21 protein-coding genes are annotated in these 24,764 nt (G+C 64.4%); 15 read left to right on the plus strand and 6 right to left on the minus strand.

Annotated elements, in window-relative coordinates:
* Positions 1–256: 256 nt before the first annotated feature.
* Positions 257–850 (minus strand): FHA domain-containing protein, encoded by a 594-nt coding sequence (locus tag ACQS5P_RS06290; RefSeq protein ID WP_428940053.1) that lies wholly within the window; start codon positions 848–850, stop codon positions 257–259.
* A 245-nt stretch (positions 851–1,095) separates the two neighbouring features.
* Between ACQS5P_RS06290 and hemW the strand changes: the two genes are divergently transcribed.
* From hemW to ACQS5P_RS06365, 15 genes are all read left to right on the plus strand, one after another.
* Positions 1,096–2,343: a radical SAM family heme chaperone HemW gene (gene hemW / locus ACQS5P_RS06295; RefSeq protein WP_428940054.1), complete on the plus strand. Its 1,248-nt coding sequence runs from the start codon at positions 1,096–1,098 to the stop codon at positions 2,341–2,343.
* A 251-nt stretch (positions 2,344–2,594) separates the two neighbouring features.
* Entirely contained in the window at positions 2,595–4,061 is a 1,467-nt protein-coding gene (pilM, locus tag ACQS5P_RS06300; RefSeq protein WP_428940055.1) for a pilus assembly protein PilM, read from the plus strand.
* A 27-nt stretch (positions 4,062–4,088) separates the two neighbouring features.
* Positions 4,089–4,847, plus strand: coding sequence for a PilN domain-containing protein (locus ACQS5P_RS06305; RefSeq protein ID WP_428940056.1), 759 nt, complete (start codon positions 4,089–4,091; stop codon positions 4,845–4,847).
* Complete coding sequence (locus tag ACQS5P_RS06310; protein ID WP_428940057.1) at positions 4,844–5,422, plus strand: type 4a pilus biogenesis protein PilO; 579 nt, start codon at positions 4,844–4,846, stop codon at positions 5,420–5,422. The genes ACQS5P_RS06305 and ACQS5P_RS06310 overlap by 4 nt, the downstream gene beginning before the upstream one ends.
* Positions 5,423–5,476: 54 nt before the next feature.
* On the plus strand, positions 5,477–6,196 hold the full coding sequence (locus ACQS5P_RS06315) for a general secretion pathway protein GspB (RefSeq protein ID WP_428940058.1): 720 nt from the start codon (positions 5,477–5,479) through the stop codon (positions 6,194–6,196).
* Positions 6,197–6,253: 57 nt separating this feature from the next.
* Positions 6,254–8,101: a GspE/PulE family protein gene (locus ACQS5P_RS06320; RefSeq protein WP_428940059.1), complete on the plus strand. Its 1,848-nt coding sequence runs from the start codon at positions 6,254–6,256 to the stop codon at positions 8,099–8,101.
* A 104-nt stretch (positions 8,102–8,205) separates the two neighbouring features.
* Positions 8,206–9,258, plus strand: coding sequence for a type IV pilus twitching motility protein PilT (locus ACQS5P_RS06325; protein WP_428940060.1), 1,053 nt, complete (start codon positions 8,206–8,208; stop codon positions 9,256–9,258).
* A gap of 77 nt (positions 9,259–9,335) precedes the next feature.
* A complete protein-coding gene (locus tag ACQS5P_RS06330; RefSeq protein WP_428940061.1) occupies positions 9,336–10,553 on the plus strand; it encodes a type II secretion system F family protein in 1,218 nt (405 codons plus the stop codon).
* Positions 10,554–10,625: 72 nt separating this feature from the next.
* A complete protein-coding gene (locus ACQS5P_RS06335; protein WP_428940062.1) occupies positions 10,626–11,105 on the plus strand; it encodes a type IV pilus modification PilV family protein in 480 nt (159 codons plus the stop codon).
* 14 nt (positions 11,106–11,119) lie between these two features.
* Complete coding sequence (locus ACQS5P_RS06340) at positions 11,120–12,517, plus strand: hypothetical protein (RefSeq protein ID WP_428940063.1); 1,398 nt, start codon at positions 11,120–11,122, stop codon at positions 12,515–12,517.
* Complete coding sequence (locus ACQS5P_RS06345; protein WP_428940064.1) at positions 12,514–13,026, plus strand: PilW family protein; 513 nt, start codon at positions 12,514–12,516, stop codon at positions 13,024–13,026. The genes ACQS5P_RS06340 and ACQS5P_RS06345 overlap by 4 nt, the downstream gene beginning before the upstream one ends.
* Positions 13,027–13,257: 231 nt before the next feature.
* Complete coding sequence (locus ACQS5P_RS06350) at positions 13,258–14,412, plus strand: DUF7305 domain-containing protein (protein WP_428940065.1); 1,155 nt, start codon at positions 13,258–13,260, stop codon at positions 14,410–14,412.
* 101 nt (positions 14,413–14,513) lie between these two features.
* The gene (locus ACQS5P_RS06355; protein ID WP_428940066.1) at positions 14,514–15,098 is read left to right on the plus strand and encodes a type IV pilus modification PilV family protein; all 585 of its coding nucleotides are present in this window, start codon (positions 14,514–14,516) and stop codon (positions 15,096–15,098) included.
* A 67-nt stretch (positions 15,099–15,165) separates the two neighbouring features.
* Positions 15,166–17,301, plus strand: a complete 2,136-nt coding sequence (locus tag ACQS5P_RS06360) for a hypothetical protein (protein ID WP_428940067.1) — start codon at positions 15,166–15,168, stop codon at positions 17,299–17,301.
* Entirely contained in the window at positions 17,298–17,936 is a 639-nt protein-coding gene (locus tag ACQS5P_RS06365) for a PilW family protein (RefSeq protein ID WP_428940068.1), read from the plus strand. Before ACQS5P_RS06360 ends, ACQS5P_RS06365 begins: the two co-directional genes overlap by 4 nt.
* Positions 17,937–17,988: 52 nt before the next feature.
* Here ACQS5P_RS06365 and trpB read toward each other — a convergent pair whose 3' ends face one another.
* The 5 genes from trpB to ACQS5P_RS06390 form a co-directional block, all read right to left on the minus strand.
* Entirely contained in the window at positions 17,989–19,233 is a 1,245-nt protein-coding gene (gene trpB, locus ACQS5P_RS06370) for a tryptophan synthase subunit beta (RefSeq protein ID WP_428940069.1), read from the minus strand.
* A gap of 198 nt (positions 19,234–19,431) precedes the next feature.
* Entirely contained in the window at positions 19,432–20,385 is a 954-nt protein-coding gene (gene tilS, locus ACQS5P_RS06375) for a tRNA lysidine(34) synthetase TilS (protein ID WP_428940070.1), read from the minus strand.
* Between the two features lie 64 nt (positions 20,386–20,449).
* Entirely contained in the window at positions 20,450–21,856 is a 1,407-nt protein-coding gene (locus ACQS5P_RS06380; RefSeq protein ID WP_428940071.1) for a hypothetical protein, read from the minus strand.
* 414 nt (positions 21,857–22,270) lie between these two features.
* Complete coding sequence (locus tag ACQS5P_RS06385) at positions 22,271–23,281, minus strand: DMT family transporter (RefSeq protein ID WP_428940072.1); 1,011 nt, start codon at positions 23,279–23,281, stop codon at positions 22,271–22,273.
* 18 nt (positions 23,282–23,299) lie between these two features.
* On the minus strand, positions 23,300–24,508 hold the full coding sequence (locus ACQS5P_RS06390) for a hypothetical protein (RefSeq protein WP_428940073.1): 1,209 nt from the start codon (positions 24,506–24,508) through the stop codon (positions 23,300–23,302).
* Positions 24,509–24,764 lie beyond the last annotated feature (256 nt).

The following is a 24,764-nucleotide window of genomic DNA, read 5'->3' on the forward strand; positions in this document are numbered from 1 at the left end:
GCGCACGCACAGTATAGCCCGCCAAATCTGGATATCAAGGTATAGACATCCACAATTTGCTCCCCGCTCTGTCCCCGCGCCACGCGGCCTGGGGGCTGAATTGCGCGCAATGCCAGCCGCATCAACTCAAGCCTCGGCTCCGCCCAGGCCTGCGCAACAGAAAATGATCGCACACCAGCGGCGCAGCGTCGCTGAGAAGCCCCCACCGGGCAGGCTCGGCAGACTCAACAGGTGATGACGATGGCTTGGGTGTGGGCTACGCCTGCTGTCCGTGATGCGACTGTTCCAGGTCGATGACCATGGCGTCGGCGGGTACCTGGGAGTCGGAATTCTCCAAGACCGACATCGGATCGAACTCGGCGGGCTCGGCGGCCGGGCGGGCCGTGGTGGCGTCGGACTGCCCGTTGCCATTGCCGCGGCGATGCGATGCGTCGGCGTCCATCGTGCCGGTGGGGATGCCCGAATCCTCCACGGATTCTGCCTGACCGCTGCCTTCGTTCTTCACGAGCTCGGCCACCGGCACCGCCAGCCGCGGCACCAGCTCCTCATCCGGCGGCAGACCGTCAAGCTGCACCACGAACGCGATCGACCCGACCTGGATCGTGTCGCCCGGCTGAATGATCGCCTCCTGCACGCGACGTCCGTTGTGGAATGTGCCGTTGGAGCTGCCAAGGTCCTCGAGCTTGAGCGTCTGGCCCTGCTTGATCAGCCGACAATGCTTTCGCGAAACGTCTCCCAGGGCAATACGCAGGTCACAATCCTCCTTGCGGCCGATCACCGTCACGTCCTTGTGCAGGGAAAAACTGCGTCGATCCCCATCGGAACGGAACATCGCCAGGACAACTTGCATGTGGGTGACCTCATCCGAAATTCGCCGCAATTCAGGTCCGGCGGGCCCCTGAGCGCGCGAAAGCAGAAAGGTTAAGTCCGCTTCGTCGGTCTATGGATAAGTTTACCGTTTTTTACAGGACGGGGCAACCCGTTTCCATGGCAAACGCAGGGGCTGGCTGATGTGCGCCAGCTCAAACGTTTGCCAGTTGCCGCCATCTCGCCCGAGGACACATCGGGATCTGCCCGACGTATGATTGGCTGCCCGTGCTTACGACCGGCTCACTGTCCATTCTTCAGCCCCAGGCGCCGGCCGCCGCGGCGGCCACGCCAATACTGAATCCGCGCGCATTGCCAAAGACTCGGGTTGTCGGACTTTATGTTCATGTCCCCTTCTGCTCCCATAAGTGCCACTACTGCGACTTCTACAGCATTACCCGGCAAAACGTCGAGCGCATGCGGCGGTTTGTCGATCGCGTCCTGATCGAGGCGCAGATCTGGACGGACAACCCCGGACCTGTCTGCCGGCCACGCACCGTCTTCTTTGGCGGTGGCACGCCCACGCTGCTGCCGCCGGACCTGATGCTTCGCCTGATCGAAGGCTTGCGGCAGAGATTCGATTTTTCCCACGTGCAAGAGTTCACCGTGGAAGCCAACCCCGCCAGCGTTTCGCTGGAGTATTGCCGGATGCTGCGGTCTGTCGGGGTCGATCGCATCAGCTTCGGAGCACAAAGCTTCGATCCCCGCGAGCTGGCCACGCTGGAACGTCACCATCATCCCGACGACGTGCCTGGCAGCATCGAGATGGCGCGACAGGCTGGTTTTGTTCGCATCAACATCGATCTGATTTATGCGATTCCCGGTCAGAGCCTTGATTCCTGGGCCTGGTCGCTGGATCGCGCCATCGCGCTGGGATTGACGCACTACTCGTGCTACGGGCTGACCTACGAGCCTAACACGCCGCTGGCGGTCAAGAGACGACTGGGACAGATCCAGGCAGTGCCCGAGGAGCTGGAGCTGTCGATGCTGCACCTGGCCCGACGCAGGCTTACCGAGATCGGTTGTCCGCCTTACGAAATCAGCAACTATGCCGCCGCCGGACAGCACTGCCAGCACAATCTGGTTTACTGGACGGGCCAGGACTACATTGGGCTTGGTCCGGCGGCCGCCTCACACATCCAGGGATATCGCTTCCGCAATCGCCCGCACCTCGGTGAATGGGAACAGGCGATCGATGCGGGGATCTTGCCGGCAGGCGAGCTGGAGATTCTGGACCCGCTGCGTCGGGCCGGAGAGCTGGTGATGCTCCAGTTGCGTCTGACCCGCGGCGTGGAGTTTGCCGATTTTGCCGCCCGCAGCGGTTATGACGCTCGTCAGCTTTACGCCGATCAGTTGGACCGATTCGGTCGTGCCGGACTGCTCCAGATCGACGAACGCGGTTTTCGGCTCACCGAGGCGGGTTTGAACGTTGCCGACGCCATCGCCGCCGAGTTTTTGGCGCCGCAGGCCCGATAACCGCCCGTCGCCTCGCCGGCCGCGAGGAAGATTTTTCCCTTCGCTTCGCGACTTCGCCTACCTAAACGGCGCCGCCTTCACCGTCGATATCAGCCGTAGGAAGCAACCGCCTTGTCACGGGTTTTTATTCGACGCAGGCGGTGCTGCTTCCCCTTTTTGACCGGTCGGCGAGTGAATCGTAGGTCAAGCATGAGGAGACGGATGATGCATGACCGCTGAAGGATGACAGGCCCGCGACGCAGTCGCGCGCGATGGCCGAATCCTTGTGGCTTGAGGCTTCATCCCTGGATCAGATGCTCGGCTTCATCCAAAACTGGTTTGCCCCGCGCGCCAACCCGATCGGGGTGGATTTCGGCAGCGACTGCCTGCGACTGGCGCAGGTTCAGTTCGTCAATGGCGAGCCGCGGCTGATCGCCGCCGCCAGCGCCGATGTGCCCACGCATGTTCGCTCCAGCCAGTTGGCGCGGCTGGCGTTTTTCGTCGAGACCACGCGCGACCTGCTGGCGCAGGGCCGGTTCCAGTCGCGGCAGGCGGTGCTGGCGTTGCCGGCGGCGGCGATGCACATCCAGCACCTGCGAATGGCCAGGCTCAGCGACGAGGAAACCCGCAAGGCTCTGGCCTGGGAAGCGCGCGGAAAGCTCCCGATCGATCCCTCGCAGGCGCTGCTGCGGCACATCATCGCCGGCGAGATCTACCACGACCAGGAGCCGCAGAACGAAGTGATCGTGATGGCGGCGTCCAGGCAGTTCATCGAGCAGTTCCTGGACAGCGCCGCAAAGGCCAGGCTGGACGTGATCGGCATGAACGTCGAGCCCAAGGCGCTGGTGGACTGCTTCAGCCATATCTACCGCCGAAAAACCGACGCCGAAACGGTCAACTGTTTCCTGGACATTGGATTGAGCTCTTCGCGTGCGGTGATCGCGCGTGGTCAGCAGATTTTCTTTGCGCGCACGATCCCGATCGGCGGGGAGCACTTTAACCGAGCCGTGGCGATGGCGATGCGGATCAGCATGGAGGAGGCCAAGCTGCTGCGGATCAAGCTCTGTCACAGCCAGCCGCCAGGGGCGCTGGCGGAAGATGCGCGGCGGCCGATCAGCACCGCAGAGCCGCCGCCCGGCCATACGACGGAACAGACGCCCGACGCGTCCGGCGCCGGCGGGCAGGACATCGCCAACGCGTTCCCGCTGCTGGACGCCGGGCTACAGGCTTGCAGCCGACACGTCAAAGAGACGGCGCAGTTGCGTGCGGCGATCCAGGCGGGCGGCGCGGCGCCTGCGCGGCAGTTGACCGCCGCCGAACGCGCCGCCGCCGAGCTGGCGCAGCAGGCCAAACAGGTCGAGCAGGCCTGCCGCGAGCCGCTGAACAAGCTGGTGGCCGAACTGGACCTGTGCCGGCGCTATTACGAATCGACGTTTCCCAGTGCTCCGGTACAGCGACTGATCTTCGTGGGCGGGGAAGCCCGGCAGCGGGCACTGTGCCAGCACATCGCCCGTGAGATGGGTCTGGCGGCGCAGGTGGGCGATCCGCTGGTGCGGATGGGACGGATCAGCGACGTCGGAATGGAAAGCGGCATTGACCGCCGCCAGCCCCAGCCCGGCTGGGCCGTGGCGATCGGGTTGAGTCTTGGGCCGGCACACGTCGGCGAGTCGCCGCCGTCGGGCAGCACCCCCGCCGGGCAGGCCGCCAGCCAGCCCGTCGCGACAGGTTCGGCAGTCTGAGGCAACAGAAATGTGAGGCACGCGCCTATGGCATCACCCAACGAACTCAGCTTCCTTCCGGATGACTACCTGGAGCGCAAGGCGCAGCGGCGAACCAACGCCATCTGCGCCATGCTGTTCCTGGTGGTGATGGTGGCGATCGGCTCGGCCTTCACGTTCACCGAACGCGCCATGCGGGCCGTCGAGGCCGAATATGCCGCCGTCGAACGAGAGTACACCGAGGCCGCCAAACGCATCGAGCTCGTGCAGCAGATGCAGGAGAAGCAGAAGAAGATGGCGACGCAGGCGGAACTGGCGGCTTCGCTGCTGGAAAAGGTGCCGCGCAGCTACCTGCTGGCCGAGGTGACCAATTCGCTGCCGGTGGGCGTGTCGCTGATCGACCTGATCATGGAGTCCAAGGTTCGCTCCAACCCCGCACCGGCGGCGCGCAGCACCTTCGAGCAGAAACGCGCCCCATCCGCCCCAGCCGCCAAAAAAGGCGCCGATTCCGCTCCGGCTCAGCAGGCCAAGGTCTACGACGTGAATCTGAAGATCACCGGCATCGCATACACGGACGTTCAGGTGGCGCAGTTCATCAGCGCGCTGAGCCAGTCCAAAGTCCTCAAGGACGTGAACCTGCTGATCAGCGACGAATTCAAGTCCAAGGATGGCAGCAATGAATCGCAGCTCCGCAAGTTCCAGATCGAGGCGATGATCAACCCTGCCGCGGAAGTCACCGCCGCCGACCAGCGCCGACAGTCCGGCCAGACAGCGGCGGTCGAGCTGAAGGAGGAGGCCAAGCAATGAAATTCGGTATCAGAGAACTGATTCTGGTCAGCGCGATGATCGCGCTGCTGGTCTGCTCCTACTTCTTCGTCTTCGCCAAATCCAATCAGAAGCGGGAGAACCTGCGCGCCGAGATCGCCGCCAAGCGGACCGCGCTGGCGAACCTGAAGCAGGCCACCGCGGGCATCGACGACCTGGGCAAGAAGATCGAGGAGCTTCAACGCGCCATCACCTTCTTCGAGAGCAAGCTGCCCCAGGAGAAGGAAGTGGATGTGATCCTGGCGGACGTGTCCAAGAAGGTGGAGGAGAACGGCCTGACGCTGCGGACGGTCAAGACGCTCAAGAGCGAGCGCGGGCCGAACTACCGGGAGCTGCCGATCCAGATGAACATCGCCGGCGACTTCAAGGGGTTCTACTCGTTTCTGCTTCAGCTCGAGAAGCTGCCGCGGATCACCCGCGTGACGCAGATGAAGCTGGAGAAGATCGACGACCGTGACGGTGAGATGACGGCGCAGATGACGCTGAGCATCTTCTTCGAGCCGGCGACGGAAGACGCCGGTGCCAGCAATGCGAAACTGACCGCCAGCGCAAGGTGAACGCGACGCCGGCATGACGGGGTAGTTGGCAATCGCGACGGAGTGGAGAAAGCAATGGCCACGAACAGCAAGACGACGATCGATCCGTTCAATCACGATGATTCGGGCGAGCAGAGCGCTTCGACAGGGATCCAGATGGTCGAGGCGCTCAACGGCGGCGGGGACAGCGAGGGGCAGGTTGATGAATCGCTGGTGGTCGCCGAGCAGAAGCCGGCCGTCAGCCGCGGAACCATCGTGATGTTCGTGATCCTGGTGATCGGAGCGGCGGGGCTGTACTTCATGTACCGCCGCGCCGGCCCCTCCACCGCCAACGCCACCGTCACCAGGGAGACCGCCGAGGCCAAGAAGACGATCACCGGCTTTCTCAGTGGCGGGGACGCGAACATCAAGGCGATGGAGCGGATGATCCGCAGCACGGAAAAGATCGTTGAGCAGTTTCTGGCGTATCCGAGCATGACGCAGGTTCCGCTCAGCGCGTTGCGGACCAATCCGTTCCGCGCCCACGCGGAGCAGAAGAAGCAGGACGACGGCGCCCTCAGCGCCGCCGCGGAGGCCAAACGCCGCGAGGAAGAGCGTCGGGCGATCCTCAAGGCCGTTCAGTCGCTGCAGCTTCAGTCGATCATGTACAGCGAGTCGCGCCGGGCGTGCATGATCAACAACACGCTGTACCGAGAGGGACAGCAGATCGACAACTTTACGATCGAGAAGATCAACCCGGCTTCGGTGGTGGTCAAGCAGGGCACGTATCGCTTCGAGCTGCCGATCCAGCGTTGAGCCCAACGGCACAGTGGCCGGGCGGGTCGAGCCAGGGCGCATAACCAGGGAGTGAGGATGTTCACCAGGAGATCGACAACCCAGACCGAAGGCGGTGCTGCCGCAACGGCGGTGGCGCCGCCCGCGCCGGCGCCGCCCGGATCGGCGTCTGCCGAGGAGGCGGCGACGGAGCTGGAACAGCTCTGGGCACCGCTGCCGGCGCGCGCCCGCAAGACTGTCGAACAGCTCCTGCTGGAACGGGGGCAGATCACCGAGGAGCAGCTTGTCCAGGCGCGTAACGTCCAGGCGCAGACGCCCGGCAAGAGCATCACCCAGATTCTGCTGACGATGAACGCCGCCAGCGAGGCGCAGATTCTCTCGGCGCTGGCCGAGACGCTGGGGATGCGCTTCGAGACGCCCGACCGCGCGCAGGTGGATCCGAACGCGTTCGGGCTGCTCCAGCCGGACTACATCCGCCAGCGGCTGGTCCTGCCGCTGCGGTTCGAGGACAACGTTCTGGTCGTGGCGGTGACCGACCCGAACAACGTTTTCCTGCTGGATGAAGTCAAGCGGAAGCTGCGCCGCGAGATCAGCACGGTCGTCACCACCGCCGCCGACATCATCCGCATCGTCGAGCAGATGACTTCCAGCGCCGGCAGCGACGTGAGGGTGGATGAGATCATCAAGGACATCGCCGACGACGATGTGCAGGTGGTCAAGGAAGCCGAGGCGGAGGACATCTCGGACCTGGCGAAGATGGGCAACGAATCGCCCATCATCCGGTTCGTGAACTACCTGATCGCCGACGCGATCAAGCAGGGCGCCAGCGACATTCACATCGAGCCGAAGGAAAAGGCGTTGAAGGTGCGGTATCGCATCGACGGGGTTCTGTTCGAGGCGATGAACCCGCCGCACACGATGCACGCGGCGATCGTGTCGCGACTGAAGATCATGGCCAACCTGGACATCGCCGAGCGACGGCTTCCGCAGGACGGGCGAATCCGCGCGGTGGTCCACGGGCGCAAGGTGGATCTGCGCATGAGCACGCTGCCGTGCGCCTACGGCGAAAAGTGCGTGCTGCGAATCCTGGACAACCGCTCGATCAGCGTGAACCTGGAAGAGCTGGGCTTCGGCGAGAACGAGCTGACGATCTGGAAACACCAGATCGACCAGCCGCACGGGATTCTGCTGGTGACCGGTCCGACCGGCTCGGGAAAGACCACCACGCTGTACGCGTCGCTGCGGCAGATGGACGCCAACAAGCTGAACATCAGCACGGTGGAGGATCCGATCGAGTATCACCTGCCCAGCGTGAACCAGACGCAGGTGCACGCCAAGATCGGGATGACCTTCGCGGCGGCACTGAGGGCGCTGCTGCGGCAGGACCCTGACGTGATCATGCTGGGCGAGATCCGCGACAAGGAGACGGCGGAGATCGCGGTTCAGGCGGCGCTGACCGGGCACCTGGTGCTCAGCACGCTGCACACCAACGACGCGCCGTCGTCGATCACACGGCTGATCAATATCGGGGTGGAGTCTTACCTGATCGCCGCGGCGGTGAACGCGGTGCTGGCGCAGCGGCTGGTGCGGCGCATCTGCCAGCACTGCAGGGAAGAGTACACGCCTTCCGACGAGATGCGCGAGTTTCTTCTGCTCCAGGGTTTCACCGCCGACAAGTGCCAGCGCGGACGCGGTTGCGACCGCTGCCGCAAGACCGGGTATTCCGGGCGGCTGGGCATCTACGAGCTGATGGTTCTGGACGACGCGATGCGTGATGTTGTGACGAGTAATCCGGACGTGACGCATTTGCGGAAGCTGTGCCGGGAGCGCGGGCTGGTCACGCTCCGCGCCGACGGGTTCAAGAAGGTCATGCAGGGGCTTACGACCGTCGATGAGATTCTCAGAGTGACCGAGAACGCGAGTTAGGCAGAAGTGGCCAGTGGCCAGGGGCCAGTGGCCGGTAATGCGAGGAGTGGCTCAGTACAGTGTTGCCGATGCTGGCCACTGAGCACTGACCACTGACCACTAACATGATTAACGACATCCTTCGAGCCGCGATCAACGCCAAGGCGTCGGACGTTCACATCAACGTCGGACTGCCCCCGATGTTCCGCATTCACACGGTGATGCAGCCCAGCGACTTTCCGATCATCACGCCAGAGGGAGTGACGCGGCTGCTGAAGGAGATTCTGCCGGAGCGTCGCTGGCCGGAATTCGAGCAGCGTCGCGACGCGGACTTCTCGTATGAGATTCCTGGCGTGGCGCGGTTCCGCGTCAACGCGCACTACCAGCGTCAGACGATCGCGCTGGCGTTTCGTACGATCAACGACAAGATCCGCCCGATCGAGCAGTTGTTCCTGCCGGACATCGTCAACAAGCTGACGTATCTGCCTCGCGGGATGATCCTGGTGACCGGGGCGACCGGATCGGGCAAATCGACGACGCTGGCGGCGATGATTGACGCGATGAACAAGCGCGAGCCGGTCCACATCATCACGCTGGAGGACCCGATCGAGTACGCGTTTGTCAACAACAAGGCGACGATCGAGCAGCGGGAAGTGGGCGACGACGTGCCGGACTTCGCCGGCGGCCTGCGTCACGCGCTGCGACAGGACCCGGACGTGATTTTCGTCGGCGAAATGCGCGACCTGGAGACGACCAGCGCCGCGATCACCGCCGCCGAGACCGGACACCTGGTCCTTTCCACCCTGCACACGGTCAACGCCCCGCAGACCATCGAGCGCATCATCGACATCTATCCGTCGGATCAGCAGAACCAGATTCGCTCGATGCTGGCCAACACGTTGCAGGCGGTGATCAGCCAGACGCTGTTCAAGCGGATCGACCAGCCCGGGATGATTCCGGCGGTGGAGATCATGCTGTGCACGCCCGCGGTGCGCAACTGCATCCGTGAGAACCGGATCTTCGAGATTCCCAACATCATCGCGACCAGCCGGGCGCTGGGGATGCAGACCCTGGACGATTCGATCAAGCAGTTGTTCATGAACGGGTACATCAGCCGCGAGGACGCGATCGCCCAGGCGGCTCACCCGGAGAAGCTGGACCGGGCGCTGGTTGCCTAGGAGAGTGGGCGGTGGTCGTGGTCGGTGGTCAGTGCGCAACTGGCCCCTGATCACTGGCCGCTGACCGCTGTTTTCGTATGCCTACTTATCGATACGAAGCGAAGGATGCCAGCGGGAAAGTGACGGCGGGCGTGCTGTCGGCGGCGAGCCTCCAGGCCGCCTCACAGCAGCTCCGCGCGCGCGGAGAATACATTCTGTCGCTGGCGCCGGCGGACGAAGGCGGCAGGAAAAACCAGCTTCTGAACTTCCAGATCTGTTTTGGTCCCAGCGCCCGCGACGTGCAGAACTTCACGTCGCAGCTTGCCGTGATGATCCGCGCCGGCATCAGCATCCGCGCCGCCATCGAGGGCATCGCCGAACAGGTCGAAAATCCCAAGTTCAAGAAGATGCTCCAGCAGATGAAGAAGGACGTGGAGAGCGGCAAGCAGTTCTCCGACGCCCTGCTTCGATACCCAAAAGTCTTCAGCCCGCTGTACATCAACATGGTCAAGGCCTCGGAGCTGTCCGGCGGGTTCAGCAAGATGCTGGACCGGATCGCGGCCTACCTCTCGCAGCAGATCGAGACCATGAGCATGGTCCGCGGCGCGATGATTTATCCAGGGATTATCGGGACGATGGCGGTGGGCACGACCATCTTCCTGCTCACTTTCGTGCTGCCGCGGTTCATGGTGATCTTCAAGGGCAAGGAGGCCGCCCTGCCCGCGCCCACCAAGCTGCTGCTGGCGTTGTCGAACTTCATGGTCAACTACTGGTATGTCCTGCTGGCCGGCGCGATCGCGGGGATCTGGGGCTTCATCCTGATGCTGCGGACGGACTGGGGGCGGCTGTGGTGGGACAAGACCAAGCTCACCGTGCCGCTGTTCAAGAAGCTGTTCCGCGCCCTGTACATCAGCCGCTCGCTGCACACGATGGGGCAGCTCATCAACGCGGGCGTGCCGATGCTGGACACGCTGGCGATCACCTCGGAGATCAGCGGCAACACGCTGTACAGGCGGATGTGGCGAGCTGTCTACAGCGCCGTCAAGCAGGGCAAGAAGATCTCCATGCCCCTCCAGAAAAGCCCCCTGCTGCCCAGGTCGGTCGTGCAGATGATCGCGGCCGGCGAAGAGTCCGGTAAGCTCGGCGAGGTGCTTGACGAAGTTTCCGAGTACTACAGTCGCGAACTCAAGGCCGTCATCAAGGGCGTGACCGCCATGATCGAGCCGTTGATGATCGTGCTCATGGGCAGCATCGTCGGCTTCATCGCCATGAGCATCATCCTCCCGATCTTCAAGCTGAGCAGCCTGGTGAAATAACCTGGACTGCTCGTCACGATCGCATCATTCCGGTTTGACTTTCCGCGCCGTGTATTGGAAGTCAACAGAATGATGCACAGGCTATGGACCAACCCGGGCACGCCGCCGAGCCAGCGCCGGCGCCTGCGGGCACGAACACGGGGGTTTACCCTGATGGAGGCGGCGATGACCACCGTCATCGTCGGAGTCGGGTTCATGGCAATGCTCCAGTTGCTGGCGACGGGCACGGCCAACAACCTGCGCGGCGTGGAGACGACGACGGCGATTAACCTGGCCAAAAACGTGCGCGAATACGCCCTGAAGCTGCCTTTTGATGAGCTGTCGAGCCTCAACGGCACGACCTACACCCCGCCGATCGACAGCCGGGGCACGGCGGTCAGCGGCTTTGAAGACTGGTCGCAGCAGGTCACCGTCCAGCCGGTGGATCCGGATCGCCTGACGCTGGCGATCAGCGACGACACGCCCGACGCATTGCAGATCACCGTGAGCGTCTCGCACCAGGGTCGGCCGGTCGCCAGCATCAACTGGTTCGCGTTTGACGGAACACCCTAGGAAGGACACAGCCCATGGCAACACGCAACACCCAACGCGCCACACGCAACCGTCGGCGGGGGATGACCTCGGTGCTGGCGATGCTGTATCTGGTGCTGTTCGGCACGCTGGCGCTGGGCTTCTACGCCGCCGTCAATACCCAGTCGCAGGTTGTGGCCAACGACGAGCGGATCGCCCGCTCGTTCCTGGCGGCCGAGTCGGGAATGGACTTCATGAAGTACCAGCTCGCGCGGGTCAGCATCCCCCCGACCACACCCCCGGACCAGGTCATCGATGAGCTGGAGACTGACCTGCTGAACGCGCTGGCCGACACCGGAAACCTCGGAACCTACACGATCGCCCGCAACGGCAACACAATCACGATCCCGGCGGAGACCAACGGGATGATCAAGCTGGATTCGGCGGGCAACGCGGGCTTCCGGGCCACCATCACCGACTGGGCCGGGGAGATCGTGGTGAAGATCGACGGACGATACGCCGGCACCGAAACCGCCGCCGGACGCTCGATCACCATGGACTTCACGCGTCAGGAGCGCACGACGACGGCGTTTGACTATGCGGTGGCCTCCAAGGGGCAGATCGTGATGCGCAAGGGCGCGGTGACGGCGGTGACGGGAGTGGACCCGCGGATCGCGCAGATGATGTCGGCATTGGGCACCAATCCGGCGATCGATGTCAGCGGAGGAACGATCGGCGGTGACCTGAGCATCATCGAGGGCGCGGGCGTGAACATTAGCGGCGGCAGCGTCGGGGGCAGCTCGGTGCCGGCGGTCATCCTGGCCAACCACGTGCACCAGGTCGAGCCGCCGGAGTTCCCGACCATCGACACCAGCGTCTACCGCCAGTACGCCGTCAACAACTACGTCCCCGGCGCCCGGACGCAGCAGAACATTCTGATCCGGGCCGGAACCAACCCGCGGTTCAACGGCGGAGACACGGTTCAGGGCATCATGTACATCGAGGCCCCCAACACCGTCACCTTCCGCGGCAACTTCAACCTCCAGGGATTCATCGTCTTTGAGAACGCCGGCTCGGACAGCACCAACAGGCTGGATTTCAGCGGCAACGTGCTGATGTCCCCGCCGCCCGCCGGGCCGGAGTTCGACGCGCTGCGCGCCACCAGCGGGGTGGCGATCCTGGCGCCGACGGCGTCGGTGTCGATGTCCGGAAGCAGCGACTCGTACATCCGCGGCAACGTGATCGTCAGCAAGTTCAGCTTCAACGGCAGCGCCGACATCCAGATCGACCGCGGCACGATCATGACCTACAGCGAGACGCCCAACTCCGCCTACTTCAATGGCAAGACGGTCAAGTTCACCGCCACCGGCGCCGGCAACACTCCCACGGCCGGGATCAGCTACTCCAGCTATTTCAAGCCTGATCCGACCTCGTACCAGGAGGTGTTGCCATGAGAACCGCCGATCGAGGCACAAGCATGAAGGGCAAAGGCATGAAATCGCGACGTCGTCACAGGGGCATGAGTCTGGTGGAGGCCCTGATCAGCCTCTCGATCAGCGCAATGCTGCTGACGGGTGTGGGCGCGGCGTATCAGGCGTCGTCGGAGGCGGTGCGGCACAACGATCAGTTCTACCGAGCTTCGCAGGCAGCGCGCGTGAGCATCAACCAGATCGTCGCCGAGGTGCGAAAGTGTCAGTCCGGCGTCGTGGACAGTGACAGCCTGGAGCTGACCACCAATCTGGGCGAAACACGCATTTACGCTTACGATCCGACCAACCGCTGCCTGAATCTCACGATCCAGGGCAGCACGCCGGTGACCTATCGCATGGCCAGCAACGTCGAGTCGCTCCAGTTCCAGACGGATGGCCAGACGATCGTGATGACCGTGACGGTGAAAGTGGGGCCGAATCAGGTCACGCTTAACGGCAGCGCGATCCCTCGGCGGACGGTAACCTACGAATAAGCCAAGCTGCCGGCAGCGCACCAGCTCCAGGGGCGAATTATCGGACGCCGCTGCGACGGCGACCTGTGGTCGTCGCAGCGGCGTCCGGCAAGTCAGGTTCATTCACCTTCAATCCGATCTTGTTAATAGCTCAGGCGCAAGCGGACAGCGCACGCGCAAGCGGATCTGAGGAATCTGAGGGGCTGGAGGCCGCGGATCTTCCACAGCGACCTTCAGGCCAAGCCAAACAACATGATGCGACGCGCAACCAATGCACACGGTCTGACGCTGGTCTACACGCTGTGCGCGATGATGGCGCTGCTGGCAATGACCTCGCTGGCCGTCGACCTGGCACGGGTGCAACTGTGCAAGACCGAACTTCAGCAGGCTGCCGACGCGGCGGCACGCTACGCGGCCCGCGGTATCGCCGACGGCACCTACCGCAGCAAGGCTCAGGCGGCTGCCTCTGAGAACCTGTGCGACGGTTCGCCGGTCACGTTGCTTGCGGAAGATGTGGAACTGGGCACCTGGTCGGATGGCACGTTCACCGCGGGCGGGGACAGCCCCAACGCCATCCGCGTAATCGCCCGCCGAACCGCGGCTCGCGGCAATGCCGTTCCCCTGGTCTTCGGAAAGATCGTCGGGGCCAACTCGGTGGATACCGCAGCCGTCGCGGTGGCGCTGATCCGCTCCTCCCCATCCGACTACGGCTTTGTGGGACTTGATTCGATCACGATGAGCGGCAACGCCGAAGTGGACAGCTATCTGTCCAGTCAAGGCGCGTATTCGTTGTTTACTCGCAGAAGGAACGGCCACATCGCCACCCGCGGCAGCATCAGTCTCAGCGGCAACGTCAGGATCTATGGCAATGCGTACTACAGGGCCGGCCTGTACAGAAGCGGCAACGCGATGGTCATGAGTCCTGGACAGGCGCAGGTGCTGTCCCAGGACCTGTCCTATCCGGCGCCCAGCCTGCCAGATTCATACGTCAGCCTCGGCAATCTTACCGGAAGTGGAAACGGCTCGATCGTGCTCAATTCCGGCAACTATTACGTCAACAACATCAATACCAGCGGGAACTACACGATTCGCATCAACGGGCGGGTGAAGCTGTATGTCGCCGGCAGCATCAGCCTTTCCGGCAACGTCAGCACGCAGGGCAACCTGCCCGGTAACTTCGCGATCAACGTCCTGAACAGCGGCAATGTCGCGCTGAGCGGAAACTCCAGCCTTTACGCCGACATCTACGCCCCCAACAGTGCCGTCACGGTCAGCGGCAACGGCGATCTTTTCGGCAGAATCGTCGGCAAAACCCTGTCGATCAGCGGCAACGGCAAGTTCCACTACGACGAGGACCTTGGCGCTGTGAGCGAGGCTTCTGCCCCGACGATCAGCGTGGTCCAGTAACTGCGCTGGCGATATGGCTTTTCCGCGATTGCTGCGCCTGGGGCAATTTCGGCAATTCCACGAATTTGACGCCGAGTCATTCGAATTGGATATCTCCGCTGATGGTTCGGCGCTTCAGCAAGTATCGGCATCACAGCGGCGGCCACGCAGCGTTCACGCTGATTGAGACTTCGCTGGCCATGGCGATCGTGGGGTTGGGGGTCGTGGCCGCCATGAGCCTCTTCGCCGCCTGCACCAGTGGCAACCGCTCCTCGGCCCTGATGTCCACGGCGATGATGCTGTGTACGAACATCCAGGAAGCCATGGGCGGGTTGAGCTTTGCGGACCCGGGCAGCGGATACCGCAACTTCGGCGCCGAGGCCAACGAGACGGACGTGGCCGTGTACGACGACGTGGACGACTTTGATCGCCGCAGCTTCAACCCGCCGATCGACTCGCTGCGGCAGCCGATCCCCGAGCTGGGGCAGTACACCCAGCTAGTTTCGGTCTGGCCGATCTATCCGAACAAGCTGAGCGTGAACAGCAACGAATCATCGCCCGATCTGCCCAAGACGGGCTTTGCGCCGAATTGCACGGCGCCGTACACGGGGGCGGTACGCGTGCGGGTGCGAATCCTCTATGCCGCCAGAGCGGGGGACGTGCCGACTGAAGTCTTCCAGCACTCGTGGGTTCGGCTGGACAACTGACCGGAAGACCTCGCTGGAAGCTGTCGTCGGGGATGCGTGATCATTGCGCCTGGGCGCGGAGGCGGATATGCGATTGCAGATCACTCGGCCAAGCCATGGAACCCAAAGCCGTCGGCGCGGGGCGGCGGCAGTGCTGGCGATGCTGTTTCTGGTCCTGGCCACAACACTGACTGTGGCGATGTACTCGCTGGCGACGAGCAACGTGCAGACCGCGCACAACTTCGCCGACGTGGCGCGCGCCCAGGCCGCCGCCGAAGCAGGTCTGCGATGGATGGCCTACCGCTTCGAGCATATGGCCCGGCCCAAAACGACCGTGGGCACCATCACCCCCGAGGTCGCCGACGCCCTGTGGCCGGCAATCCAGCAGGCCATCGTGGACGACCTGACCAGCAGCGGCAATCAGATGCTGGACCCGGCCGAACGAACCGTCAGCACCGACGCCACCTCGATCACCACGGCTCCGATTTCCATCGAATCCGGCGGAGCGAAGTTCATCGTCACCGTGCAGCAGGACAGCAGCGATCCGACCTATCTGCTGGTCAGCAGCACCGGCACCTACCGCAACGCCAGCCGATCGGTCTGCATGCAGTTCAAGATCGACAAGAAAATCAAGTACGCCGTCGTCGGCAAGGTGCCCATCCAGATCGGACGAAACACGATCGTCGAAGGGCCTGTGGCGATGGCCACCGCCAACAAGTATCCCCCGCTGCTGATGCTTTCGGATTTCATGCACTTCGACAGCACACTGGCGGACCGGTTGACGCAATGGAACCAGTTCCTCCAGGCCAATCACAACGGCTATGACAACCGCGTCAGCGTGAACAACAGCGTCGAGTACGCTGCCGCCAAACAGGCCGGGTACGACGACATCAACGGCGACGCCTACATCGACGAATACGACTTTTTCCTGGAGCGGTTTGACAGCGACGGGGACAAGGCCGTCACCGCCGCCGAGTTCACCAACCCCACCACCGGCAAGCTGTACGATGAGAACCTGTTCAAGGCGATCGACCTGATCAACGGCCCGATGTTCGATGGCGACCCCCCGCGGCTGGGATACAACGACGGGAGAATCGACAACACCGACGGCTACGCGAAGGTGCGCGGCAATATTGTCCTGGCCACCACCGCCGACGCCTGGACCGCCAACCTCGCGCCGCAGGGCAAGGACATCAACGACATGATCCAGGGGACGGTGGCGCCGACGGAGCCGGGGCAGGTGCCCGTCGAGTTCGGCGTCGATCCGGACAACATGCTGGACCTGGACCCGGCGAACTTCGAGCAGGCCGCCCTGGGCTTCAAGGCCCGCAGCGGCAGCAACGCCGGCGCGCCGCTGGTGATCCCCGGGGCAAAGATCGAGAACAAGGTCCTCTCAGCCTCCGACGCCAACGGCGGCACCGCCATCGAACGCACGCCATACGGATCAACTTCATACCAGGCAACGTACAAGCGTCCGGTGTTTCGCAACATGACCTTCAAGAACGTGCAGATCCCCAAGGGACTCAACGCCCTGTTCGACAACTGCAAATTCGAAGGCGTGACCTGGGTCGAGGGCGAGCGCGACATCACCACCTCCACCGGCGCGATCACCTACGACAAGAACGAGGGCATGAACTGGGCCAAGCGCAAAGTGGCCGGGGACACGTTCAGCGCCAGCAAACCGCTGGTGGGCGCGGGCCAGACCCCCGCCACCGGGGAAACCAGGACCAGAGGCTCGGAGCGGGGCAACAACCTGCGGTTCAACAACTGCACGTTTGAGGGTCCGATCGCGGGCAACTACGCCACCGCCTACACCCACTTTGCCAACTCCTGGGAGTTCACCGGCGCCACGATGTTCAACAACAAGGTGGACCAGACCGCGACGATCGTCTCGCCGCAGGTCAACATCGAGATGGGCTCGTTCACCGATCCCAACAGCGCCCCCAGCACGCTGATCGGCGTGGTGGTGGCCGGCAACATCGACATCCGCGGCTCCAGCAACGTGGACGGATCGATCATCATCACCGGAGACGGCGCGGGCAACACGACGCTGGCCTACTTCGGCGCCAGCGACGCCAGCACCGATCCGAACTCACCGATGCCCGAGGGCGGCTGGGGCAGGCTCAACATCCGCTATAACCCCAATCGCGCCCTGCCCGACGGGATCAACCTGGCCATCGACCTGATGCCGGTCATCGGAACCTACTCGGAGAACGTGAAATGAGCCCACTGTTGAGGCGATCCCGTATCACACCGGCCCGGCGGCGGCGTCGCGGCATGGGACTGATCGAGCTGCTGGTGGCACTGGCCATTTCCGCGGCGCTGCTCACCAGCGTCGCCGTCGCCATCGACGCCTCCTTCAAAGCCTACGCCGCCAACCAGACCAACGCCCAGCTCATGCAGCGGGCCAGGCTGGCGATGAATCGCATCACCACCTACATCCGCGCCACCAACCAGCACCTGCCCGACGACAACACCGCGCAGGATCAGTTCGAGTCCGGACTGGTCACCCAGGCCAGCGCCATCCGCATGATGCTTGATGAAACCAATGGGGTGATTTTCCGGCAATCCGGGCAGCAGCTTCAGATGGTTCCGTTCACGATCTCCGGCAGCGTGCTGAGCGAAGGCACACCGCACGTGCTGCTGGAGGGGGTGGGTAGCGGCGATTTTACCATCCGTTTCGAGCCGCAGCGAAGCACCCAATCCGCCAAAGTCGGCGGGCGATACGATCAGCTCAAACGCGCCAGCATCAGCCTCACCATCCGCCCCACCGCCAAGACCACCGTCACCGGCGAAAGCACGAGCGGCGAGGCGATCACCCTCAGCACCTCCGTCATGCCGCGCAAAAACATCTGGTAGCCCAGGCGATCGGACGAGCCATCGCGACCTGGCATGACACACGATCCACCAGTTATTGCTGCATGAGCCTGGCCACTTCCTGGCAGTCCTTGTCCCCCCGCCCCGAGAGGTTGATGACGATGATCTGCTCGCGGGAAAGCCCCGGGGCCAGTTTTTTCGCCTGCGCCACGGCGTGCGCCGACTCCAGCGCCGGCAGGATCCCTTCCAGCTCGGCCAGCAGCTTGAACGCTTCCAGCGCCTCCTGATCGCTGATCGAGACGTATTGCACGCGTCCGGTGTCCTTCCAGTAGGCGTGTTCCGGACCGACCCCCGGATAATCCAGCCCGGCGCTGCAACTGTGCACCTGCGCGGTCTGCCCATCTTCGTCCTGAAGCACGTAAGACAGCGACCCATGCAGCACGCCCGGCCGACCGGCGCACAACGACGCCGCGTGCTGACCCAGCGCGGTCCCCAGCCCGCCCGCTTCCACCCCGATCAGCTTGACTGACTGATCCTCCACAAACGGATAGAAGATTCCCGCCGCGTTCGAACCCCCGCCCACGCAGGCGATGATGTAATCCGGCAGGCGTCCGAACTGCGCCAGCGACTGCTCTTTGGTCTCGATTCCGATCACGCTCTGAAAGTCGCGAACGATCATCGGGAACGGGTGAGGCCCGACCACCGAACCGAGGATGTAATGCGTGTGCTCGACGCTGCCCATCCAGTCGCGCATCGCCTCGTTGGTCGCATCCTTCAGCGTGCGGGCGCCGCTGTGCACCGCGATGACGTTGGCGCCCATCAGCCGCATGCGAAAGACGTTGAGGCTCTGGCGGCGGATGTCCTCATCGCCCATGTACACGTCGCACTTCAGCCCGAACAGCGCCGCCGCCGTCGCCGTCGCAACCCCGTGCTGACCGGCGCCGGTTTCGGCAATCACTCGCTTCTTGCCCATGCGCACCGTCAATAGCGCCTGCCCGATCGTGTTGTTGATCTTGTGGGCGCCGGTGTGGTTCAGGTCTTCGCGCTTGAGATAGATTCTGGCCCCGCCCAGATGTTCGCTGAGGCGTTTGGCGAAATAGAGTCGGCTGGGACGACCCACAAACTCGCGCATCCAGTAGTCCAACTGCTGTTGGAACTGCGGGTCGGCCTTGGCGCGGGCGTACTCGGCGGCAAGCTGCTCCAGCGCGAAGACCAGCGTCTCCGGGACGAACACGCCCCCGTAAGGCCCGAAGTGCCCGGTGGCATCGGGAACATCACGGGTGGCGACGGCGGACGTGCCATGAATCGCGTGTGCAGCTTGTGATGCGGTTGCGCTCATGATCGCTTGAATCCTAGATGAACCCTGCCGGGCGGGCAAACCCGATCTTGCAGTCTGTCACGGGCGGAACGCCTGTCCGCTCTGCCGCCTCAAAAACGATGGCTTGCGGAAATGTGTATGAACGCCAGGCGGGACGCCCGTGAGACGAAGAAACTGAAGTCTGGGCACACATTCGTGCCGGCCTCGGGCAACGCCGAGTCAATCCGGGTTCTGCGGCGGAAGATGCTCGGCGAAGATCTCTCCGCCACGGCGGCGAACCAGCAATCGACCGGGGAAGTGCTGCCGTGCGGGGGTTGCGGCGTCGCGCGCCATGGCGATCAGCCTCGCCACCACCGACGGGTCGATCAGGTGCGCGGGCACACCGCGATCCAGCAGCCACCGCCGCGCCGATTCATACGCCAGGATCCCCGGCAGCCGCGCCAGCGTCGCCAGCTTCATCCGCTCGGGCAGCACCGGCGCCGCGGCCCGCGCCCAGTCGCGCAGCACCGCACACGCCTGCCCCAGTTCCAGCAGTGGCTGCACCAGCCCGGGCCGGCGCGATAACAGCATCCGGATTCGATTCCGCAGATAGATCGTCGAGCGGTTGCCGGGATCCTCCCGCCAGCTCAGATTTTGCTCGATCAGGTATTGCCTCAGTTGCTCGCGGCGCACGCCCAGCAGCGGCCGCAGCAGCACCAGTCCCCCCACCACCGTGCGCGGCGACATCCCGGCCAGACCGGCGTAACGCGAGTCGCGCAACAGCCGGTGAAAGATCGTCTCGGCCTGATCGTCGGCGTGATGCGCCAGGATCACGCCCTGCAAGTGATGCTGCGTGACGACCCGGCGGAACAACTCCAGCCGCAGCATGCGATACCGGGCCGAGGGATTGGCGGGCAGGCTATCCGGCGGGATGGTCGCTTCGAGTTCAGATCGAGTGGCGATGGTGCAGGGCAAAGCCCAGCGTTGTGCCAGTTCGCCAACGAACCGCGCATCGGCCGCGCTCTGCTCGCCGCGAATCTGGTGATCCAGATGCGCCACATGAAGCTGAAGATCGCTGCGCCCGCGAAGCAGCGCCAACAGCGCCACGCTGTCGGCTCCGCCGCTGACTGCCACTGCCCACCCCCCCGACGGCACGGAGCTTACCGCGGAACTCAGCGATGCAGCCTCAGACATGCCCGCATTCTATCCGCCGGCGCCCTGCTGCGCCGCGTGGTCGGCGCGATCGCTGGCCGCTTGCCTACCTCGCCGCGGCGTTGGTGCTGTTCTGGAGGTTGCGCTTGGCCAGGTCCAGTCGAAGCTGCAAATCCGCCTGCCAGACGCTGCGGGGAAGCTGTTTGATCTGTTCGTAGCAGCGTACCGCCGAGGCGTAGTCGCCGCGGCCTTCGGCGTCCAGCGCCTGGTTGTACAGGCGGCGGGCTTCGCCGATCGCGTCGGCGGTCTGCACCGCGGGCGGAGCGGCCTGCGGTCGCGGCTCGGGCTTCAGGGTCGGCTGCGGAGAAGGGTTCTGCTGTGGCGGCGCAGACTGCCCCGACGGCGCCGCGGACGCGTGTTCCGGTGTTGTTTGCGCCGGCGTTTGTGGAGACTGCCTGACCACGGCTGGAGGCTCGCTGAGAAGCGATGACTGCCCGCTGCTGGGCGTCACTGTCTCGGACGGCGCGATCGGAGACTGAGGCCTGGCCTTGGCCGGGCGATTCGTCGGCGCGGGCGGCGAGCTGCTCCACGTCGGCCAGTCGATCGCGTTCCATCGGGCTTGGATCGTCGCCCAGGCCTGCTGGGTCCACTGGATGGCGGGCTGACGGTACTGGGGCATGAAGTACCAGATACCCGCGCCTGCGGCGGCCAGGAGCAACACGAGCGCGACCAGAGTTTTGAGCAGCCAGCGTCTGGGCGAAGCGAGGGTGTCGGGGCTGGAGCCGCCATCCTGAAGCGCGTGGGCCAGCTCGAAGGCGGAGACGACCCGTCCGTCGGCGCTGCGCCAAACCGGCTCGCCGCGTGGCTTGCCCGCCGCGCTCGCCGACGCCGCCGACAGCTCGGCTCGCTTGCGGTTGAACTCGCGGACTCTGGCGGCGTGGCTGGCGGGGTTGTCGGCCGGCTCCACGCCGCCGGCGCCGGCCCCCGCCGGCGCCGCTCGCGACTCCAGCAGCACGTCCGGATCGGGCGGCGGCTGCTGCGATCGCTGGCAGTATGGACAGATGCTCGCCGTGCGCTCAATCGATCCACTACAACTGTAGCACAAGCCAAATTCCCGGCTCACGCCGCGAACGTGCGCCGCGAATCGCCAGAGCTGGTGCGTTGTCGGACCCCGAATGACCGATCGCGCCGTGACCTGCCCCTTATGGATCAGTGCCAGCAGCGTCGCGTACTTCATCCCCGGCGCCGCGGGGTTGCGCGACTGGAGCACATACCAGGGCCCGATGCGCGCCTTGGTCGCCTGACGTGTCGCCGGCGTGTCCTCCATCGTGCAGTGCGGGCATGGCTCCGGACCGCCTGCGTACTGATGGCCGCAGTACGGGCACACGTGCCTGCCCACCAGCATCTGGCGAAGCTGTTCCCTGGCGGCGTCGCGCTGCTGGTGCTGGTCCCGTGCCCCGCCGTTGTCGGCAGAGACCGGAACGCCACTGGTCGTTTCAGTTGCACGACTCATGGGCTGTTGGTCCGAGATCGATTGTTCAACAAAAGGGTCCGTCATACCGGATCGACCCATCCCTTCCGGGACCTGGGCTACCCCGGCTCGCTAGGCGCAAGCGGTCGGCTGGCGAGCGTGCACACCCGTACCGTTCAAGCCACAAGGCTACAACGATCCGCGCGGCTCGTCCACCACCGCCGGCGACTGCGGCGATGAATGTACCGGCGGCGAGGCCGGTTGGCCAAAAAAGCGCCCGCCCGCGCCGTGACCGGTTGGCCACCGTGGCCGTGCCAGCGCGCAGTCCCTGTGCATGTAGGGACTCTGACGGCGGCACAAGGTTACACCAGCTTTGCGAAATTGCCTGGCCGGGCCAAGTCCTCTTTCGAAAAACGCCTGCCGCGACAATTTGCAGCACCCCTGCCGGCGGGTGCGTCATTTTCGCCCCGCCCGTATTCCCGATCCCCACAATTCCACAAGCAAATTCGCCGCCAGAATCAACCCCGCCCCAACCATTTGCATCATCCCAAGCCTGCGTCCGACAAGAATCCAGGCATAGGTGGCGGCAAAAATCGGCTCGGTCAGGTAGATCAACGTCGCGCGCGTCGGGTCAACCCTGGGCTGAAAATAGAACATCAGGCCGAATGAAACGATCGTCGGCAACAGCACCAGCAGCACCAGGTGGGTCCAGACCTGACGATCGGACAGGATGCTGTTGACGGCGGCGGGTTCCATCAGATGTCTGCCTGACGGCACCAGCGCGCAGGCGAGCAACCCGACCGCGCCGACAAGCAGGAACTGCCCGGCGGTCAGTCTCGCCGGATCGTCGCGTGGCGTGAGCAAGTTCAGGGCGATGATGTGAAACGAGAAGGCGATGGAGCAGGCCAGCCCCAGCGCCTCGCCGACCCCGATCCCGCCGGGCATGGCGCCGGTCATCAGCCAGATGCCCCCGCCCGCCAGCGCGATGCCGAACCAGAAGATCCGTTGCGGCGGTCGTCGCATCGCCAGGGTCATGATCGCCGGGACCCACAAAATCGTCAGGCTGGTCAGAAACGCGCTGACGGCCTCGCTGGTTCGATCCAGACCGAGCACTTGGAGCACCAGTCCGCCGCTGAGCAGCAGACCCAGCACCAGCGAACGGCGCAGGCTCGGCAGCGACCAGCCGCGGCGCGATCGTGGAAAGATGGCCAGCCACAGCAGCCCCGCCAGCAGAAAACGACACCCCATCAGCAGCAGCGGCCCCATCGCCGCGTGGGCACCGGCGCCCGAAAGCCGGTTGATCGCGTCACCACTGGCCTTTGCCCAGGCGAAGCTCGATCCCCACACCACCGTCGCCAGCAGGAGGGCGGCCTCGGCGAGGCGGTCAGCGGAACGCGGCCCGGGGATCGGCTGCGGCGGCACTGGGGCGGTGTCTGTCGCCGGAGTTGCACACTGAGCGGTGTTCATCGGCCGTAGCTGGCAGGTTCAATGGGAGGTCCCGGCGCGATCGGCTGTGCCGTGGCCGGCGGGCTCGGAGGCTTCGCGAAAGTCGAAATACGCACGGACCAGATCGCGATAGGCATCGGGCACGCGACCGGATCGCAATGCCTCGACGGCCGCGGCGCGATCCGCCGACCAGCTCGCGCTCTGCCAGGGCGCAACCCGTGCTGCGCCGGGTTCATGCCCTGCGCGACCTGAGATGCCGGAATGCGCGCCCCGGTTGATTGCGGACTGGTCCGCAGTATTGGTCGTGCCCAAGCCGCCTGATTCGACCGTGCCGTCCGGATCGGCCACCGACTGATTCCAAAGCGCAAGGCGCAACGCCTGCGATTGACCGTCGGAACTGCGTCCCGCGCGTGTGCCGGCGGCGTCATCGCGATCATCCGAGGCAGCGCTTGACCGATCGGAATCGCGCGCCTGTGCAGACAGAGTCGCTGAGGAGTCTTCGTTTGGCGAATCGGCATTGACTGTGTCCTGTTGGCGCCCGGCTGAACCTTCGCCTGCGGTTGTGTGGGAAGTGGCCAGTGTCGGCGGAGGGTTTCCGTGAGCTGTTGGCGGTGATGGTTGATCGTCTGAGTGGCTCTGCATCGCGTGTTGTCCCGTGTCGGCAGCCTGGCGTGCCACAGACGCCTGTGGCGCCGACCAGATCATCGTCAAGGTGATGACCAGGGCAGCGAGGATTCCGATGCTGCCCCAGGCGCGCCCGCCCAGCCGCCGCACGATCAGTTCCGCAGGCGAATGTTCGCGGCAGCGAGCATCGGCCAGGGCGATCACCGCATCGCCAAACGCCGCGTCGGTCCGGGTATTACAGCTCAGTGCCGTGCTGAGCAGCTCGTGCCAACCGAGTTGGTGATCGAGCTGGAGAGCGGTCTGAAGGTGTGTGGGTCGGTGAAGCAGTCCGGCGAGCAGTCCCGTGGCGGCGCCCAGACCGATCAGGGTGGCGGCGAAGCCAAACCCCGGTTGCCCGCGCCACAACAGCACCGGCACCAGCAGCAGCGCCACGCCCGCGCCCGCCGCCGCGCCGACTCCAGCCGACTCTACCGCGCGCCACAGCGCCCATCGTCGTCGCGCGCGATTGACGAAGCGTTGATGTTCGAATCTCACGCTCACGGGGGATATTAGACCATGCGCTGCCGGGCGGGTGAAGCGGCAGGCAAAGTTTGTCGATGTGGGCGTGGGCATCGCTTCGGACAATGTCCTGGGTAGTACGGGCATTGCTGCCCGAGACTCTCGTGCTGGCGGTTTGTGGTATCACGGGCGTCTGGATGTGGGCCGAAGCGATTCGCACGAGCGGGACGTTCGTGCCACGGGTTGAGTGCCAGGGGCTGCGTGCGACGCCGCTTACTCACCGGTGCGGCGCAGAATCTGCGAATCGGCGCGGGTAATTCTTGTGTCAAGCTGGGGGAATCTGTTATCTTTCGCTGCTGCGGGCTACTGCGGGGTTGTGACG

The organism is Fontivita pretiosa (genome assembly GCF_050410795.1).
GTDB lineage: Bacteria > Planctomycetota > Phycisphaerae > Tepidisphaerales > Tepidisphaeraceae > Fontivita > Fontivita pretiosa.